22 protein-coding genes are annotated in these 18,771 nt (G+C 31.5%); 16 read left to right on the top strand and 6 right to left on the bottom strand.

Annotated features, from left to right (window positions below; translation table 11 throughout):
* The first annotated feature begins 31 nt into the window (after positions 1-31).
* From pfkA to ACJJVO_RS05660, 5 genes are all read left to right on the top strand, one after another.
* Positions 32-1,018, top strand: coding sequence for a 6-phosphofructokinase (gene pfkA / locus ACJJVO_RS05680; protein ID WP_405571500.1), 987 nt, complete (start codon positions 32-34; stop codon positions 1,016-1,018).
* Between the two features lie 27 nt (positions 1,019-1,045).
* Positions 1,046-2,047, top strand: a complete 1,002-nt coding sequence (gene gap, locus ACJJVO_RS05675; protein WP_405571497.1) for a type I glyceraldehyde-3-phosphate dehydrogenase — start codon at positions 1,046-1,048, stop codon at positions 2,045-2,047.
* Positions 2,048-2,125: 78 nt separating this feature from the next.
* Positions 2,126-2,989 carry an N-acetylglucosamine kinase gene (locus ACJJVO_RS05670; RefSeq protein WP_405571495.1) on the top strand — a complete coding sequence of 288 codons (864 nt, stop codon included), beginning with the start codon at positions 2,126-2,128 and terminating at the stop codon, positions 2,987-2,989.
* Between the two features lies 1 nt (position 2,990).
* Positions 2,991-3,353, top strand: a complete 363-nt coding sequence (locus tag ACJJVO_RS05665) for a methylglyoxal synthase (RefSeq protein WP_405571492.1) — start codon at positions 2,991-2,993, stop codon at positions 3,351-3,353.
* Between the two features lie 97 nt (positions 3,354-3,450).
* Positions 3,451-3,636 carry a hypothetical protein gene (locus tag ACJJVO_RS05660; RefSeq protein ID WP_405571489.1) on the top strand — a complete coding sequence of 62 codons (186 nt, stop codon included), beginning with the start codon at positions 3,451-3,453 and terminating at the stop codon, positions 3,634-3,636.
* A gap of 85 nt (positions 3,637-3,721) precedes the next feature.
* Here the strand turns inward: ACJJVO_RS05660 and ACJJVO_RS05655 are convergent, their stop codons facing one another.
* The 3 genes from ACJJVO_RS05655 to ACJJVO_RS05645 are packed head-to-tail and all read right to left on the bottom strand — an operon-like array spanning position 3,722 to position 7,097.
* Positions 3,722-4,588: a hypothetical protein gene (locus tag ACJJVO_RS05655; protein ID WP_405571486.1), complete on the bottom strand. Its 867-nt coding sequence runs from the start codon at positions 4,586-4,588 to the stop codon at positions 3,722-3,724.
* Positions 4,581-5,423 (bottom strand): hypothetical protein, encoded by an 843-nt coding sequence (locus ACJJVO_RS05650; RefSeq protein WP_405571484.1) that lies wholly within the window; start codon positions 5,421-5,423, stop codon positions 4,581-4,583. The genes ACJJVO_RS05655 and ACJJVO_RS05650 overlap by 8 nt, the downstream gene beginning before the upstream one ends.
* Before the next feature lie 45 nt (positions 5,424-5,468).
* Positions 5,469-7,097, bottom strand: coding sequence for an acyl-CoA carboxylase subunit beta (locus tag ACJJVO_RS05645; RefSeq protein ID WP_405571481.1), 1,629 nt, complete (start codon positions 7,095-7,097; stop codon positions 5,469-5,471).
* Between the two features lie 181 nt (positions 7,098-7,278).
* Between ACJJVO_RS05645 and ACJJVO_RS05640 the strand changes: the two genes are divergently transcribed.
* From ACJJVO_RS05640 to ettA, 7 genes are all read left to right on the top strand, one after another.
* Positions 7,279-7,632, top strand: a complete 354-nt coding sequence (locus ACJJVO_RS05640) for a DoxX family protein (RefSeq protein ID WP_405571479.1) — start codon at positions 7,279-7,281, stop codon at positions 7,630-7,632.
* 16 nt (positions 7,633-7,648) lie between these two features.
* A complete protein-coding gene (locus ACJJVO_RS05635) occupies positions 7,649-8,179 on the top strand; it encodes an NADPH-dependent FMN reductase (protein ID WP_405571477.1) in 531 nt (176 codons plus the stop codon).
* Between the two features lie 2 nt (positions 8,180-8,181).
* Complete coding sequence (locus ACJJVO_RS05630) at positions 8,182-8,463, top strand: GNAT family N-acetyltransferase (RefSeq protein ID WP_405571474.1); 282 nt, start codon at positions 8,182-8,184, stop codon at positions 8,461-8,463.
* Between the two features lie 23 nt (positions 8,464-8,486).
* A complete protein-coding gene (locus tag ACJJVO_RS05625; RefSeq protein ID WP_405571471.1) occupies positions 8,487-8,924 on the top strand; it encodes a MarR family winged helix-turn-helix transcriptional regulator in 438 nt (145 codons plus the stop codon).
* Between the two features lie 25 nt (positions 8,925-8,949).
* A complete protein-coding gene (locus tag ACJJVO_RS05620; RefSeq protein ID WP_405571468.1) occupies positions 8,950-9,675 on the top strand; it encodes a pirin family protein in 726 nt (241 codons plus the stop codon).
* 101 nt (positions 9,676-9,776) lie between these two features.
* A complete protein-coding gene (locus tag ACJJVO_RS05615; protein ID WP_115816717.1) occupies positions 9,777-9,959 on the top strand; it encodes a CAL67264 family membrane protein in 183 nt (60 codons plus the stop codon).
* Between the two features lie 74 nt (positions 9,960-10,033).
* On the top strand, positions 10,034-11,725 hold the full coding sequence (gene ettA / locus ACJJVO_RS05610) for an energy-dependent translational throttle protein EttA (protein ID WP_405571465.1): 1,692 nt from the start codon (positions 10,034-10,036) through the stop codon (positions 11,723-11,725).
* 48 nt (positions 11,726-11,773) lie between these two features.
* Here ettA and ACJJVO_RS05605 read toward each other — a convergent pair whose 3' ends face one another.
* The 3 genes from ACJJVO_RS05605 to ACJJVO_RS05595 form a co-directional block, all read right to left on the bottom strand.
* A complete protein-coding gene (locus ACJJVO_RS05605; protein WP_405571463.1) occupies positions 11,774-11,977 on the bottom strand; it encodes a hypothetical protein in 204 nt (67 codons plus the stop codon).
* Between the two features lie 10 nt (positions 11,978-11,987).
* A complete protein-coding gene (locus tag ACJJVO_RS05600) occupies positions 11,988-12,212 on the bottom strand; it encodes a hypothetical protein (RefSeq protein ID WP_405571460.1) in 225 nt (74 codons plus the stop codon).
* A 203-nt stretch (positions 12,213-12,415) separates the two neighbouring features.
* Complete coding sequence (locus ACJJVO_RS05595) at positions 12,416-13,198, bottom strand: MBL fold metallo-hydrolase (RefSeq protein WP_405571457.1); 783 nt, start codon at positions 13,196-13,198, stop codon at positions 12,416-12,418.
* Positions 13,199-13,365: 167 nt separating this feature from the next.
* Here ACJJVO_RS05595 and ACJJVO_RS05590 point away from each other — a divergent pair, with 167 nt between their 5' ends.
* The 4 genes from ACJJVO_RS05590 (at position 13,366) to ACJJVO_RS05575 (ending at position 18,741) form a co-directional block, all read left to right on the top strand.
* Entirely contained in the window at positions 13,366-14,715 is a 1,350-nt protein-coding gene (locus ACJJVO_RS05590) for a microtubule-binding protein (protein ID WP_405571454.1), read from the top strand.
* 74 nt (positions 14,716-14,789) lie between these two features.
* Positions 14,790-15,836 carry a hypothetical protein gene (locus tag ACJJVO_RS05585; protein WP_405571452.1) on the top strand — a complete coding sequence of 349 codons (1,047 nt, stop codon included), beginning with the start codon at positions 14,790-14,792 and terminating at the stop codon, positions 15,834-15,836.
* 34 nt (positions 15,837-15,870) lie between these two features.
* Positions 15,871-16,725, top strand: coding sequence for a sulfotransferase family 2 domain-containing protein (locus ACJJVO_RS05580; protein ID WP_405571451.1), 855 nt, complete (start codon positions 15,871-15,873; stop codon positions 16,723-16,725).
* A gap of 54 nt (positions 16,726-16,779) precedes the next feature.
* Entirely contained in the window at positions 16,780-18,741 is a 1,962-nt protein-coding gene (locus ACJJVO_RS05575; protein ID WP_405571449.1) for an AAA family ATPase, read from the top strand.
* Positions 18,742-18,771 lie beyond the last annotated feature (30 nt).

Here is an 18,771-nt window from a genome sequence, read left to right as displayed (position 1 = left end):
TCTTAATTTTACTGTAAAATAAATAAAAAGAATGCTACATACAATTAAAAAAATAGGCGTTTTAACATCTGGAGGAGATGCTCCAGGAATGAATGCCGCAATAAGATCTGTAGTTAGAACTTGTGCTTTTCATGATATTAAATGCTACGGCATTTATAGAGGTTATGAAGGGATGATTGACGGAGATTTTGTTGAAATGGATGCGAGAAGCGTAAAAGGTATCATTAATAAAGGTGGTACAATGTTAAAATCGGCTCGTTCAAATGCTTTTAGAACTAAAGAAGGTAGAGCAAAAGCTTATGATCAGTTAATAAAAGCTGGTATTGATGCTTTTGTAGTAATTGGTGGAGATGGTAGTTTTACAGGAGCTATGATTTTTAATAAAGAATTCAATTTTCCAGTAATGGGAATTCCTGGTACTATTGATAACGATATTTTTGGTACAACACATACACTTGGTTACGATACAGCTCTAAATACAGTTGTAGAAGTTATAGATAAAATTAGAGATACAGCAAGTTCACATAACCGATTATTCTTTATAGAAGTTATGGGACGCGATGTAGGACATATAGCTTTAAACGTTGGTGTAGGTGCTGGTGCTGAAGAAATTTTAATACCTGAAGAAGATTTAGGATTAGATCGTTTAGTAGAATCTCTAAGACGAAGTAAAGCTTCAGGGAAATCTTCTAGTATCGTTATTGTTGCAGAAGGTGATAAAATAGGTAAAAGTGTTTTTGAACTTAAAGATTATGTTGATGAAAATATGGCAGAATATGAAGTACGTGTTTCTGTTTTAGGACATATGCAACGTGGTGGTTCGCCATCTTGCTTCGATAGAGTTTTGGCAAGTAGAATGGGAGTGAAAGCTGTAGAAAGTTTAATCACAGGTAAAAGTAATTACATGGTAGGTATTAAAAATGATGTTATGGATTTAACACCATTTGACCAAGCCGTTAAAGGAAAATCAAAAATAAACAAGGAACTTTTGAGAGTTTCTGATATAATGTCAATTTAATATATTAAACTAAAATAAATAAAAGTAATGGCAAATTTAAAATTAGGAATCAACGGATTCGGTAGAATAGGTAGAATAGTATTTAGAGCAACAGTAAAACGTAATGACGTAGATGTTGTAGCTATCAATGATTTATTAGATGTAGATCATCTAGCTTATTTATTAAAGTATGATTCAGTTCACGGTAGATTTGATGGAACTGTTGAAGTAAAAGATGGCCACTTAGTAGTAGATGGTAAAACAATCCGTGTTACAGCTGAAAGAGATCCTAAAAACTTAAAGTGGGACGAAGCAGGAGCAACTGTTGTTGCAGAATGTACAGGTATTTTTACAAGTTTAGAAACAGCTCAATATCATATTGATGGTGGTGCTAAGAAAGTAGTAATTTCTGCTCCAAGTAAAGATGCACCAATGTTTGTAATGGGTGTAAATGATAGTAAATTAACAGCTAGTGATACTATCGTATCTAATGCATCTTGTACAACAAACTGTTTAGCACCTATTGCTAAGGTTATAGAAGATAACTTCGGAATTGAAGAAGCGTTAATGACAACAATTCACGCAGCGACTTCTACTCAGTTTACAGTAGATGCACCTTCTCGTAAAAATTACCGTTTAGGTCGTTCTGCTCTTAACAATATTATTCCTTCTTCTACAGGTGCAGCTAAAGCAGTAGGAAAAGTAATTCCTGAGTTAGACGGATTATTAACAGGTATGGCGTTTAGAGTACCAACTGTAGATGTTTCTGTAGTAGATTTAACAGTAAAAACTAAAAAAGATACCACTTTAGCAGATATCAAAGCAGCAATGAAAAATGCAGCTGATGGTTCTATGAAAGGTGTTTTAGGTTATACAGAAGATGCAGTAGTATCTCAAGATTTTGTAAGTGAAGAAAGAACTAGTGTTTTTGATGCAGATGCTTCAATTGAACTTAACTCTAAATTCTTCAAATTAATTTCTTGGTACGATAACGAATTTGGTTATTCTAACAAATTAGTTGATTTAGCTCAAAAGGTAAATAATCTTTAAGACATATTATTAATTCTGAAAATTCCGTAGGATTATGAATTGTCATAGGCTACGGAATTTTTATTTATTCACATTATCATGATTTTAATTACAGATGGTGGTTCTACAAAATGCGATTGGATTGCAATAGATGAAAACGGAAAACAAACCGTTGACAAAATAAGAACCAAAGGTTTAAATCCTGCTATTGTAGCAGAAAAAAAATTGAATAAAACGATTCGTAAGAGTAAAGAGTTAATGTCAATTGCCAACGAGGTAACGCATATTTATTTTTATGGTGCTGGTTGTGGTACTGATAAACCTACATTATTACTAAAGTCAATTTTAGAATTTTATTTTAAAAATGCAATAGTAGAAGTTAGAGAAGATACTTATGCAGCGGTAAGAGCATGTATAAATACTAATGATGAAGCAGCAGTGGTTTGTATTTTAGGTACAGGATCTAACTGTAGTTATTATGATGGAAGAGATTTACACCAACGCGTATCTAGTTTAGGCTATATTTTAATGGATGATGCAAGCGGAAATTATTTTGGTAAGCAATTAATTAGAGATTATTACTTTAATAAAATGCCAGATACAATTAGCGTAGCATTTGCACATAAACATAACTTAGAAGCTGACTATATTAAATACAACTTATATAAGCAAACTAATCCAAGTGCCTATTTGGCTGATCATGCAGAGTTTATGTTTATTAATAAAGATTCAGAATATATTAGCAATCTTATAACTAACGGAATTCGCTTGTTTACAGAAAATATGATACTTCAGTATAAAGAAGAATTAAAAGAAGGAATTCCAGTTCACTTTGCAGGTTCTATAGCTTATTTTGGTCAAGATGAAATTAAGCAAGTTGCTGCAGAATATGGATTTAATGTTGGTAATTTTGTAAGACGCCCAATAGAAGGCTTAGTAAATTATCACGTTAAAAATCTATAATATGGAAATAGCCATAATAGCTCACGATGGAAAAAAAGCAGAAATGGTTCAGTTTTTAAATGAACACAGCGACATTTTACATCATAAAAATATCAATTTAGTTTCTACAGGTACAACTGGAGAAAAAGTATCTAAAGCAGGTTTTAAAGTGCATGCTTTGTTATCAGGCCCTTTGGGAGGTGATGCTCAAATAGCTGCTAGAGTAGCTGAAGGACAATGCAATATGGTCTTGTTTTTTAGAGATCCATTAGATCGCCATCCGCATGAGCCAGATATTTTGATGCTAATGAGATTATGTGATGTACACAATGTACCCTTGGCTACAAATCCTGCTACTGCAGATTTATTAGTGAAGTCTTTGTAAATTTTTAATAACCTGTTAATAAAACTAGGCTAGCCTGTTGTAAAACTTATATTTTGGTTATATCTTTGTACCAACAAACGTAAATGACACAAGAATTATGTTCGAATTTGATCAATATTTAGGATTTTTAGCATTTTTAACCATATTAACTATAGGATTTTGGTTAATGATTTTCCTTTTAACCTTTGTAGTACCTTATTGGATTTTTGGTTCATCATTTGAACGTTTAAAAGAAATTAAGGAAGAAAAGAAAGCAAAGCGTCAAGGTTTAACGCTAGATTAGTATTATTTAATATAAAATAATAAAGAGCGCAATTTGCGCTCTTTTTTTATATGCTAATTTTGTTGAGTTAAAAACACTATTAGGTTTAATTATTGATTATATATATGTCTGTTCTACCATCCTTTAAACTCTTTTTGTGCCTTTTGTGTTGTGCTTCAAAAGATAATTTTGTTGTTCCTTTGCAAATACCGTAGGAGTAATGGTATTGTAGTAATTGTTTATCAAATTCAGACATTTGCTTATTTTCGGAATAGCAATTTGAAAAATAACTATTACATCCCAATTCGTGACTTCTTTTAAACCAGCCTAATGACCCAAAAAACAAGTCTTTTATTTTTTCTTGAGCTAATTTATTTGAAAACATGCGTTTTCTAATAATTCGCATGTAACCTTTATAAATTTGACTTTTTTTATTCCAATAAATACTATAATCCGATTTCCTATATTTTTCTAATTTTTGGCTAAATTGAAAATCGTCATCGTAATAAATAAAATAATTTGCTTCATTTATATTTTTCACTCTAGAGATATTTAATGAATCAACAGCTCCTTCTATCTCTTTGGTAAAAGACATTATATTTTTTATGACTTTTTTGTCCATGCCTTCCGAAAAATAAATCTTTATAGGCGTTTTCCAATACTTCATTGTTTTTGTATCAGCTGAATCTTTGTGATACAGCTGAAAAGCAACCTTCTTGTACTCTTCTAAAAATGTAGAGTCTTTATACTCATAACGAACAGGAATGCCTTTTAAGTCTGGGTGGCTTAGGACCTCTATTAAAGTATCCTTTCCAATAATAATGTTACCCAAAGAGTCACTAGCTTCAAATTTTCTTTTAAAATTTTCTTTTGAAACATAAATTTTTTTATTTTTAAATTTAGGATTTTGGGAAAAACCAAAAACGAATAAAAAACTAAATAATAGAAATAAAACTTTAAAGCGTTTATTCATTTTTACAAATTGATTTAGATGTTTGAACGAGTTCATCTATTTTAAATGCAGAAACAAGTTGATCATATATTTTAAAATAATGCATTTTTATTAACTCGAAGTCTTCAATAGATATAGTTTCGCTGTTTATGTATTGTGAGCTTACTAAACTTGTTTCTGAGAATGATTTATTGATAATGAATGATCCTAAACTCAAAAAAAATACCTGTTTAAGTTTTGGAAGTAGCAATGATTTATCATCTAGGTTATCTAAATCAATTTGCATAGTACCTGCATAAAATTTTCTTGTTTTATCTGTTAACATAGAATAACTTATTTTACTTAGAGGATGAGTTTCATCGTATTTGTTATCTCTAATCGTTAAATTAGGAATTATTGTATTTGATACTTTAATTACATAGTTTGAGTCTTCTATGTTTTTAACAAAATCTATTTTTAAGTTATTAATAGCACTTAATGGTTTATAAAATTTTATGAACTTCGTTCTCACATCCCTAGGTATAGAAGGGGCAAAATAAATTTTAATATCACTATTCCACTGATTAGCTTTTTGAAGCTTGTCATCATTCCATTCATAATAAAACACCGCTTTTTTATATTTTTTTACAAGTGAATCATTAGTATAGCAGCTGCAAAACAATTTTAATTCAGCTTCTGTAAGTTCATTTTTTAGATTTACTAGAGTATCATTATCTGTTATAAAATAGTCTTTAATAATTTCTCTTTCATTTTTATCAAGTTTCTTAATAGAAATGAAGTCTTTTTTTTTGTTGAGACCTAAATCTACACCAGTTTGAGCTATAGTATTAATTGTAAAAGATAAAACTATAAGCAAAATCAAAAATTTGAACATAATAAAATTATTAGATTATCTGTTGATTTAAACCTGTAAAACACCCATATTAAAAGGTTTCTCAATAGGAGCGTGGTTAGCAGCTTCAATTCCCATAGAAATCCATGTTCTTGTATCTAAAGGATCAATAACTCCATCTGTCCATATACGAGAAGCAGCATAATAAGGTGACACTTGGTCGTCGTATCTGTTTTTTATTTTATTAAATAATTCCTCTTCTTTTTCCTTAGTGATTTTCTCTCCTCTTTTCTTAAGTGAAGCCGTTTCAATTTGTAATAAAACTTTTGCAGCAGAATTACCACTCATTACAGCCAGTTCTGCACTTGGCCAAGCAGCAATCAATCTTGGGTCATACGCTTTTCCGCACATGGCGTAATTTCCAGCTCCGTAACTATTACCTAGTATAATCGTGAATTTTGGAACTACAGAATTACTAACGGCATTTACCATTTTGGCACCATCTTTAATGATTCCTGAGTGTTCTGATTTACTCCCGACCATAAAGCCAGTAACGTCTTGAAGAAAAACTAATGGAATTTTCTTCTGATTACAGTTGGCAATAAAACGCGTTGCCTTATCAGCTGAGTCGTTATAAATAACACCACCAAATTGCATTTCACCTTTTGCGTTTTTTACTAATTTTCTTTGGTTAGCAACAATACCAACAGCCCAACCTTCAATTCTAGCATAAGCCGTTATAATTGTTTTGCCATAATCTTCTTTATATTCATCAAATTCCGAATCGTCAACTAAACGCTTTATGATGTCTTTCATATCATATTGGTCAGCGCGACTTTTTGGAAGAATTCCGTAGATGTCATCCGGATTCTCTTTTGGTTTTTTAGATTCAGCTCTATTGTAGCCAGCTTTGTCAAAATCACCTATTTTATCAATTATAGACTTTATTTTATCTAAAGCCTCCTTATCATCTTTTGCTTTATAATCTGTAACTCCAGAAATTTCACAATGTGTTGTTGCTCCTCCTAAGGTTTCATTATCTATAGTTTCGCCTATGGCAGCTTTTACCAAGTAGCTTCCTGCTAAGAAGATACTCGCTGTTTTATCAACGATTAAAGCTTCGTCACTCATAATAGGTAAGTATGCACCTCCAGCTACACAACTTCCCATAACCGCAGCAATTTGGGTAATACCCATACTACTCATTACAGCGTTGTTTCTAAAAATGCGACCAAAGTGTTCTTTGTCTGGGAAAATTTCATCTTGCATTGGTAGAAAAACACCTGCGCTATCCACCAAATAAATGATTGGTAAACGATTTTCTATGGCTATTTCTTGGGCACGCAAATTCTTTTTACCTGTAATAGGAAACCAAGCTCCTGCTTTAACCGTAGCATCATTGGCAACGACTATACATTGCTTTCCTTTAATGTAACCCATTTTTACAACTACACCTCCAGACGGACAGCCTCCATATTGCTCATACATGCCTTCACCAGCAAAGGCACCAATCTCTATTGATTTAGCTTTGGGATCTAACAAATAGTTTACACGCTCACGTGCAGTCATTTTACCTTTAGCTTTATGTTTTTCAATACTTTTTTCTCCTCCGCCGAGTTTAACTTTAACTAAACGCTTTTTTAAATCGGAAAGAAGAAGCTTGTTGTGGTCTTCGTTTTTGTTGAATTTAATATCCATATATGTTGCCCAAAATAGTGGGTGTTCTATTTGTTAAAACTTAGTTTTTGTTCTGCACGAATTTACAAAACGAAAAGATGTTTGGAAAGTGAATGGTTTGCAAAATAATGTTACATGGAATTATTTTCCTTGGAAAGTAAATGGTTTTGTTGTAGTTTTGTATCATTAAAACAAATAAAAAATGAAAAAGAATAAAATTATCTATTACGCAGCTACAAGCTTATTAACATTGATAATGTTGTTTTCAGTAAGTATGTACTTTTTTAAGCATGATGATATTGTAATCGCATTCACAAATTTTGGATATCCTGCCTATATTATTTATCCTTATGCAGTAGCTAAATTACTAGGATTGGTTGTGCTTTGGTCACCAGGTTTAAAAACCATGAAGGAATGGGCGTATTCAGGTTTCTTTTTTGCTTTCATTTTAGCCTTTTTTGCACATTATATGATTGGTGACGGAGGACATATGACAGCAGTAGTGGCACTTATTTTACTAATAGTGTCTTATATCTTTTATAAAAAAATCAATTAAATTAAAATTTTAAAAAATGAAAAATATCATAGTATTTGCAGGAAGTAATAGTAGTACCTCTATTAATAAACAATTAGCAACATATGCGTCTCAATTATTAAACGGTGTCACTGTAACCATTTTAGATTTAAATGATTTTGAAATGCCAATTTATAGCTCAGATAGAGAAACAGCCTCAGGGTTTCCTAAGCAAGCTGTAGATTTTGTAAATAATTTAAAACGTGCGGATGGTTTTATCATTTCTTTGGCTGAGCATAATGGAGCTTATTCAGCCGCATTTAAGAATATCTTTGATTGGGCCTCTAGAGTAGAACAGAAAACGTTTTTAAATAAACCCTTAGTGTTAATGGCAACGTCGCCTGGTGCTAGAGGTGGAGCATCTGTTTTAGAAATGGCTTCTGATCGCTTTCCAAGACATGATGCCAATATTGTAGCACAATTTTCTTTGCCTTCATTTTACGATAATTTCTCTGAAGGTAAAATTACAAATGACACCTTAAATACCGAATTATTGAATAAAGTGAAACTCTTTAAAGACAGTCTATAGTTATGGAATTAAAACACGATACATCAAATAAAAACAATAGATTTTATTTGTTAGATAGTGAAAAAGAGATTGGTGAAATCGCGTATAGTTATATTAATGAAGATCTCATTGATATTTATCATACTGAGGTTAATCCTAATTACAGGGGTCAAAATCTTGGTCAGAAATTAATTGAAGCTGTTGTAGGTTATGCAAGAGATAACAAATTAAAAGCAAAAGCTAGTTGCCCTTATGTAGCAAAAGTGTTTGGTAGCACTGATCAATATAATGACATCAAAGCGTAAATAGAATTTTAAGACTATTCAACATGGGAGACTTATCTAAAGACATAAATTCAAAATTCGATAACTTTAAAGTAAAGGCACTTCTAAATATTATTTATACAGCCAATTGGATTACAAGCAGTCAGAGTGAATCTTTTAAAGACTATGGGATTTCACAACAGCAGTACAATATTTTAAGAATTTTAAGAGGTGCTAAAGAACCTTTGAAAGTTCAGACTATTAAGGATAGAATGTTAGAGCGTTCACCTAATGCGACACGCTTAATGGATAAACTTTGTGCTAAAGATTTAATTAAACGTTTGCCATCAGAACACGATAGGCGTGTGGTTAAAATTGAAATCACTAAACAAGGATTGGATTTGTTAAACACAATTCCGAGTGATATGAATAAAGAATTAGTTAAAAATTTAAGTGAAGCCGAAGCAGAACAGTTAAGTAATTTATTAGATAAAATGCGCTAGTAGGTATAAATTAAGGCAAATAATAATGAAGAAAGTAATACATAAAGCAGTCAGTAGAGGATTTGCAAATCATGGGTGGTTACAAGCAAATCATTCCTTTAGTTTCGCAAGCTGGAACGATCCTGAACGTGTACATTTTGGAGCATTAAGAGTCTTAAATGATGATATTATAGCACCAAAAATGGGATTTGGTACACATCCTCACGATAATATGGAAATTATTACCATTCCTTTAAAAGGTGTTTTAAAACATCGTGATAATATGACCGACGATTGGCAGGCTGTACAACCTAGTGAAGTACAAGTAATGTCAGCAGGAACAGGCGTTAAGCATTCTGAAATTAATGGATCTGTTGATGAGTATTTGAGTCTATTCCAAATATGGATAATTCCGCAAAAACGAAATGTTCAGCCACGTTACGATCAAAAAATATTTAAGTCTGAAGACAGAAAAGGGCAGCTTCAAACATTAGTAACTTCGTTTGAAGATAATAGTGTAGAGAGCCTTAAAATTCATCAAGACGTAAAGCTTTCAAGAATTGATTTATCAGAAGATGAAGCCTTCATATATCAACTAAAAGGTAAGAATCATGGTGCTTATGTTATGCTCATTTCTGGAAAAGTTGAAATTGAAGGAGATGTTTTAGAATCTAGAGACGCTATTGGAATTTCGGAAGTAGATAGTTTCAAAATAGTGTCTAAAAAAGATAGTGAATTATTATTTATAGAAGTTCCAATGATTAATTTATAGTTTTCTAAACAATTTTATCTTAGAAGCATCACAAATAGTGATGCTTTTTTTATTAAAAATGCGATATTTGTAGTTAACTAATTATTAAACTAAGATTGAATATGGCAATGAATAAAAATACAGTATTAGCTTGGGCTACATGGATTATGGTATTTGTCGGATGTGGATTAATTGCACTAGGCGCATTTAGATATGATGATGTTGCAGGTTGGGGCTTTGCTGCTGTTGGTGGTGGATTTTTCTGTATTGCATGGGTTTTTAATGCATTAAAAGGTAGAGTATAAGTCGGTGATTAGTCTTTAATTTAAGGCTACAACGAATTAAAATTAAAATTGTAAATAAAAAATCGTAAATAATAATGTCTGACGATAAAAAAGTAATTTTCGCAATGTCTGGTCTTACTAAGACCTTTCCTGGAGCAAATACTCCGGTTTTAAAAAATATATATTTAAGTTTCTTTTACGGAGCTAAAATTGGTATTCTTGGTCTTAATGGTTCTGGTAAATCTACTTTATTGAAGATTATAGCAGGTGTTGATAATAATTATCAGGGAGATGTGGTTTTTCAACCAGGTTATTCTGTTGGTTATTTAGAACAAGAGCCAAAATTAGATGATGACAAAACCGTTATGGAAATTGTTAGAGAAGGTGCTGCTGAAACTGTAGCCATTCTTGATGAATATAATAGTATTAATGATCAATTTGGTTTAGAGGAAGTCTACAGCAATCCTGATAAGATGGAAAAGCTAATGAACCGTCAGGCAGAATTGCAAGATCAAATTGATGCAGCTGGTGCTTGGGAATTAGATACTAAGCTAGAAATCGCCATGGATGCTTTGCGTACACCAGATGGTGATAAAAAAATAGGTGTACTTTCTGGTGGTGAACGTCGTCGTGTAGCATTGTGTCGTTTACTATTACAAGAACCTGATGTTTTATTATTAGATGAGCCAACTAACCACTTAGATGCAGAATCTGTACATTGGTTAGAGCATCATTTAGCACAATATAAAGGCACTGTAATCGCTGTAACTCACGATAGATATTTCTTAGATAATGTTGCAGGTTGGATTTTAGAATTGGATAGAGGTGAAGGTATTCCTTGGAAAGGGAATTACTCATCTTGGTTAGATCAGAAATCTAAACGTATGGCTCAAGAAAGTAAAACAGCCTCTAAACGTCAAAAAACATTAGAACGCGAATTAGATTGGGTTCGTCAAGGAGCTAAAGGTCGTCAAACAAAGCAAAAGGCACGTTTGAAGAACTATGATAAGTTAATGAGTCAAGATCAAAAACAACTCGATGAGAAATTAGAGATTTATATTCCAAATGGTCCAAGATTAGGAACCAATGTAATTGAAGCCGTTGGTGTTGCAAAAGGGTATGATGATAAATTATTGTATGATGATTTAAATTTTAATTTGCCACAAGCTGGTATTGTTGGAGTTATCGGACCAAATGGTGCTGGTAAAACAACCATATTCAGAATGATAATGGGTGAGGAAACTCCAGATAAAGGGGAATTCAAAGTAGGCGAAACAGCAAAGATCGCTTATGTAGATCAGAAGCATTCTAATATTGACCCAGAGAAAACAATTTGGCAGAACTTTAGTGATGAGCAAGAGTTGGTACTGATGGGAGGAAAGGAAGTGAATTCTAGAGCTTATTTAAGTCGATTTAATTTCTCAGGCGGTGAGCAAAATAAAAAGGTGAAACTACTCTCTGGTGGTGAACGTAACCGTTTACACTTAGCTATGACGCTAAAAGAAGAAGGTAATGTATTACTTTTAGATGAGCCTACTAACGATTTAGATGTTAATACATTGCGAGCTTTAGAAGAAGGTTTAGAAAACTTTGCAGGCTGTGCGGTTGTTATTAGTCACGATAGATGGTTCTTAGATAGAATTTGTACTCATATTTTAGCTTTTGAAGGTGATTCTCAAGTTTATTTCTTTGAAGGAGGTTTTAGTGAATACGAAGAAAATAAGAAGAAACGTTTGGGTGGTGATTTAATGCCAAAACGAATTAAATATAGAAAGCTAGTCAGATAAATTTTTAGACTATTTAAATAAAAAAAGCCAGCTAAATGCTGGCTTTTTTTATTCGTTATTATAAATATGTTTGTCGCTTATATAATAATTGCTTTCTATTTCTAACTTTTCTAATGCTTTGAAATTAGTATTAAAATTCTCTATTTCTTTATTAATAGATGCATCATGTTCATGTGCGTATAAATCAGGTTTACTATAAATAATATATATACCAAAAATAATGAAGAAGGGAATTAGTAATAAATAGGTCATATCAACTAATTTAATTATCTCCATAAAGATGTCCACTAGGAATATCTTTACTAGATTCCTCATAATCGCTATATGCATTTGTCTGCATTAATTTCTTATTCTCAGCTTTCAATTTATACATCTTTACAATAGCTATAAGGATGAAAACTAAAAATACAGACGCTACGGCGATTAAAATCATTGTGAGTTGTGTCGTCGTTACAATTAAACCTATGGAAAGCAGGGTTTTAAGCATAATAAATGGCTTTAGAATTGGGTTCTAGAACGCTAATATAGATAAAATCTTAATGTTAAATGCTTAATTTTAAATTATTTACCATTTTTAATTAACAATTTCTTCGATTAACAGTTTGTTTAATCGGATGAAGCACAGTGTTTTTAAGGTAAATAGAGTATTTATGAAGTTATCAACAATTGATTTTTTTTTAGATGTTTCTATTAATACCATTCCAAAAAGACAACCTCAATATTCTTATCACCTTCATTAACTAACTTCTTAAAGTTTTCAATATCGCTTAGACCTTCGGTGCCTCTATAATGATATGGGAAAACAGTTTTTGGTTTAAAATCTAAAACAGCACTAGCAGCACTTTCAACAGGCATGGTGTAAGGTAAATTCATACAAACAAATGCTTTATCAATATTTTTAAGATTTCGCATTTCTGGAATATCTTCTGTATCACCTGAGATATAAATACGTTCGTCATTTATAGTAAGCACGTAACCATTACCTCTTCCTTTTGAGTGATATTTTAAAGCTTCTTCTCTTAAATTATACATAGGAATAGCTTCGATATTAATACCATTAAATTCAAAATTATCATCATTTTTTAAGGTGACAATATTATACTGAGTTATGTTTACTGGTAATTTTTCTACTACAGCTAAAGGTGCAATTAGAGTTGTGTTAGTAAGATCAAGGGCTTCTAATGTCTCTAAACTTAAATGATCTCCATGAATATCAGTTATTAAAATTAACGTTGGCTTTTTCTGATCTTTAAAAGCTTCTAAACCACCTGTAGGATCTACATATATCGTTTCATTTTCTGTTTCCAAAACCATTGTTGCATGAGATATAGATATTATATTTAATAGGGATTCATCTGGTTTATCAATAGTTTCAGTATTAATTACAGCAGTGTTATCATTTTTAGTTTCATTTTTGCAACTCCATGTTGTTGTCATAATAACTAGTAATAAGATGTTTATCAGTGATTTCATGTTCATTTATTTTTTTTATAAAAGTATCGAATATGTATTTAATTTTATGAGGCTGTAACATTTTTATAACATTAACTACATATAATTAGCAACTAAAGTTTTTATAGTCTTAAAAAATTACCGAAATTGTTAACCTTAAACTGTTCAACTTAATAATACGATACAATATGTCTGATGATTTTGATTTATTAGAAACAAATTCCAACGAAAAAACAGCGAAAGTCGATGTAAATTGGGGAAAAGCCATAGACCAAATGAAGTCTAAATTGGCACAAGAGGATGATCCTGAAAGTCGTCAGAAAATATTAAATGCAACATTAGATAATGTTGTGGATATGGCAGAGAAAGATAGAACCACATTATTGGATGCTATTAAAGATTTAACAGATTACCAAGATGAAGTTGGTATTATGTTTGAAGGTTTCTCAGCCTTAAACGCTTCAGAACAAAAAATAATAGACGATTCAATAAAACGCTTAGAGCGTGCAAAAGTTGAATTAGAAGACGCAAATGCAAAGCCAGATACATTTTGGAACAACCTATTCGGTAGAAAAGGAAAAATAAAAACGGCAGAAGAGGAACTTAAAGAAGCTCAAAAAGTACGTGATGCTGCAGATAATAAAGCAAAAGCGATGTTTCAGCAACGTATTGAAACTGCAGATGTACAAACCTTATTAAATGAATTATCATTTAAAAGTCAGGCAGCAGTTAAGCGTTTAAAAGACAGAGAGATTGAAATTAAAGAAGTAGAGGAAAGTCTAAAAACGGCAATTGTAGAAGCATCTAACAATCATACAAAAGCCCTTCAGAAGAAAAAAGAAGTAGAAGATAAGCTAGAAACGGAATATGCTTTATTAAAACAAGCACGTACAGCATTAGAAGAAGTTGCAGACAAGCAATCTACAGATTATTCAGATGCATTGAGCAAAGTAACTACGTTAGAGCAAAAAGTTGAAGAATTAGAAGGACTTAAAAATGCTTATACAACGTTAGCAGCTTCAAAAGATAGTTTCGTTCATAAACATAACCTTACCATTAAAGTATTAACGTCATTACGCAGTAACTTACAAACGCATAGAGCGAAATTAAAGAGTGATACAGATGAACGTCTTAAATATTATGATGGATACGTAGTTGCTTTAAAAGCACGTACAGATCAAGAATTTGCTGCCATCTTAGAACATTTAGGTGTTAAAACAGATGAGCATATTGGTGAAACTTTAGCGTCTATGCATACAGCGAGTGCTAAAGCAAGACAAGAAATGATGGATAACATTCCTGTTCACGAAAAAGTAATGCAAGGTGTCTACGGCAGTTATGCAGAAGCTTTACAAGAAATTAGAGAGAAGGATAAATCTATACAATCAAATTTTGCTGACCGTTACGGAATTGATATGAAAGAAATTTTTGAAGATTACTACGCAGCAGATGCAAATGCACCATCTGGTGATGGAGGAGGAGAGCCAGCAGGCGAACCAAAACCAGAAGCTAGTACTGATGATGATTTGTTAGGATAAAATAGTTGTTAGTTGTTGGTTGATAGTTTTCTAAATACTATCAACCAACAACAATCAACCAACAACTATAAAGAATGATTGTTACACCCTTAGATTCCGCAATATTAGATTCCAAAGACCAATATGTGTTTTATCACAAAATGATAGATTTCACATTAAAGGAACTTATTTATTCTGTTCAAGAAAAACAAATTTTAAACCAACAAGAAGTCTTGTTGTTTAAGCAATACAGTGATTTGCTACTATATTCAATCGAAGCCATGCGTGTAAAATACATGTATGACGATGAGGAAAATATGAAAGTCGATTTAACCGATTCTGGTTTTCCAAATTATTTAGAATTTAGATATTTATTTAACGATTTAGAACTACGCGAAGAGTATTTAGGTAAACTGACTAATACAGAAGAATTAAAAGAAGAGTTTTTAGATACTTTAATGCGCAAAAAAGAGCCAATAGCAAAACGTAAACTCTTTCAAGCGGCTTCAATTGTTTATTATACATCAGCTAAAAAAGAATATATTTTTAACCGTTTTGTTCAAGGTAAAATAATATCAGCACCAGAAGGTTCAGAAGAGGAGTATTTGGTAAGTTGGAGCTTTTATGATGTGTCTCATAACAGACCATACATTTGCTATATGTATTTTAATTACGATGGTAAAAATGTACAAGACTATAAGGACGAAATCTATTCCGTTCTTAAAAATGCCGCCGATCGCGACATGAATTTAGATACCATGGCTTACGCAATAGACAAGCGTTTACCAAAAGTGTTTCCAAAGCGAATAAGACGTGTAGATTTAGGGCCATTACATAATGTGTTTGCAAAAGATGAAAATAAAATCACACATGCTATTCTTCAAGGTATCGCTAATAAAGAAATACCATTAGAGTCTTATGCTATTTCTTTTAAAATAGATGAATTAAAGTCTGTTGATGAATTTAAAGAAGGTAGTTTTTTTAATAAACAAATCTTTCAACGTTGGGATGCTATTTTTAGACAACGCTATGTTTTTGCGCCACACAGAATAATACAATTGTTATATAGTAAGACACCAGAAATTATGAATAAGTTAGCAAAAAGCCCAATTCAAGTTTCGGAATTAAAAATTAATAAGTAAAAGTAGTATATATCCTTAAAACAAATAGTTGCCTGTGAAAATTGTAAGAAAACCAAGCCCTTTGATTAATGTAAATAAAAAGTTCATTCTCTTTACTAATGCAAAATGTGGTGGTACAACTTTAAAAAGTTGGTTTGTAGATTCCTTAAATTTAGAAAGTACATTTTCTAATACAAATCAAATGCTAAAAAATTATGGAGTTGTTTTTGGTTTTAAATGGTATAAATATCGCTTTTTAAATCATGATATAAAAAGTATAAAATCATCTAATTCTTTATTAAGAAAGTTTATTAAAATTTATAGATTAAGAACAGAAGATAAAATTATAAAACATATTAATGACACGTCCTTTTATAAAATAGCGGTTGTAAGAAATCCGTACGAGCGTTTAGTTAGTGGCTATGTAGATAAATTCTGTGGAGAAGACATACATAGGTCATGGGTTCAACATGTTTTAGAGGAAATAGGACTAAAAGACTCAGAAGGGAACTACCAAATAACGTTTTCTCTTTTTGTAGATTATCTCTTAAGACATGATTTGATTGATGTGAATGCTCATTGGCGTCATCAAACTTATAATTTAAAAGGTGTAGAACTTAACGAGGTTATATACTTAAAAGATATGTCATCTAGGTTACCAGAGCTTAGTAAAAAATTAGGATTTGAAACTAAGATTAATGTGGCTAAATCTAGGCAATCTAACAGCTATGCAAAGCACGAAAGTACTGCAGAGTTAAAGGATGTTTACGATATAACTAACACGGAATTAATGGCGTTTAAAAAAGCTAACGGTAATTTTCCAAAAAAAGAATCATTTTATAATGATGAATTAAAACTAAAAGTAAGAACAATTTATAAAGATGATTTTGAAGCATTTAGTTTTAATTAATTGCTAAAAACTTTAAATAGAATTCAAACGTTTTTTTGAATTACAAATAACACTATGGAACACAACTCAACTTTCCCTATAAAACAAAATGAATTAGATATGCTTCGTGATGAAGCAACTACATACCTAAAATCTATTCAATGGGAACAAAGTCAGCGTGCAAAAAATAAAGATGCTGACGCTAAAGACGAATCAATCCTTTTGTATTTGTCTAGAGCAAACAATGGAAGTAACGTAAATGTCACTTCGGTATCTAAAACCATTTTGGCTTTAAAGAAACGTTTGTTACCAGAATCTGTTGCACTACCTATTTTCTTAAATCAGACGTTATATGCGGTTCAAGAAGGGTTAACGCTAGGTATCTGGATTAAAGATTCATATTACGATGCTTCAGGTTTATCTACGTTAAGTGAAAATAAATCGGCATTAGATAGTTCTGGAAGAAGAGAATACGAAAGTAAAATGCATACATCAACAGCATTTATGTTGTTTTCTGCAGCTTATAAAATTTTACACGATTTAAAACCACATGCTTCAGATGATTTATCTGTAATGAAGCAGAAGTTTGCAGGTATTCCGGAAGTGTCTTTATTAACACCTTTAAAAGGAATTTCTTGTCAACTGTTTTATTACGATAAGTATTTAGGACATCCAGATATTATAAAATCAGATAAAGATGTTATTGATTTTACAGTAGTTTATTTTGAAGCTTTAATTGATGAAATTCAACTTAGAAAAAGCAACTTAGAATACACTGAATCTATTGTAGATAGGACGTACAAATTAGAAAACTCAGAATTTGCAGTTTCAGGTTGGGAAAATTCTTTTTCTGGTACAGCAAAGAGTATTGAGTTTAATAAAATTCAATTTGAGCAAATTGTAGGTAACAAGGATGCTAAGCATTTTGGACGTCGTTTAACAGAACGTTTGCTGAGTTATGATATTGAAGCTAAGAAAAACCCATTCCAAGAATTAGGTGGATTTATGCCTGTTTTTATGGGTTACGGAATTCCTGGAACTGGAAAAAGTATGTTAATTGCTGCTATTGCAACTCGTTTAAAAGAACACTCAGACAATCTTGATATTCCATTTTTATTTCACCCAATGCCAGATACCTTGATATCTACATTTCAAGGTGGTTCTGCAGAAAAAATGGTAGAATGGATGAAGCCTTTGCAAGATCCTACAAAATTGATTTTTGCACCAATTGATGATGCCGAAAATAATTTACAAGAACGAACATCGCAAGGTGTTTCTGCAGGTGTAAAAGAAGTGATTGGTGTGTTTTTAAGATATACAGAAGGTGCTTATGCTGTAAATTATGGAAACAGTTCTATTGGTTTATTTACCAACTTACCAGAAATGTTAGATAAGGCTGTAATTTCTAGAGTACAAGGTAGATTTAAAATTGATGGTGCACGTACTGAGCACGATTTTGTAGATCAAGATTACATTTGGTGGAAAAAACTACAAGATACAATGCCAGATTTTGTAAACATGAATGATCCTGAAGTTTATAAATATTTATCAGATCAAGGTTTAGCCAATAGTATGGGAGAAATTCTTAATGCTATAGAAAATCCTTCGGAAGCAAGAGTACATGATACGTTTGATAAAATTGAAAAATTACATCAAAATAACGATCACATGTTTTATGCTGCACTATATAAAGAGATTCAGAAAATATTTCCATTTTTCTCTTCAAGAGATGTTAGAAACATTCAGTCTGCCATTTCATTAAGACTTACGGATTTTGATTTAGAACAAGATTGGTTTGAAAATCCTGAAACGTATTTCAAAAAGGATTACGAAACTAAATTCAACATGCTTCAAGAATTAATGAAATCTAATATGAAAGGTTTAAACTTTTCAGATATTAGAAGACAAGAAGTAATTAGATATTTAGATAACGTGGCAACGATTGCAGATACAGATTTTAAACGTAAAGTAGATGCTAGAGTAAATCAAATGAATATTGATAGTAAGGCTCGCGAGATGTTTGGTAATAGAGAATAAAAAGAGAATTTTTCATTCCTAAATAGCGAG

The sequence above is a fragment of the Winogradskyella sp. Asnod2-B02-A genome, from assembly GCF_045063645.1.
Taxonomy (GTDB): domain Bacteria; phylum Bacteroidota; class Bacteroidia; order Flavobacteriales; family Flavobacteriaceae; genus Winogradskyella.
The sequence above is the reverse complement of the archived record's forward strand: the minus strand, read 5'-3'. Positions and strand labels throughout refer to the sequence as shown.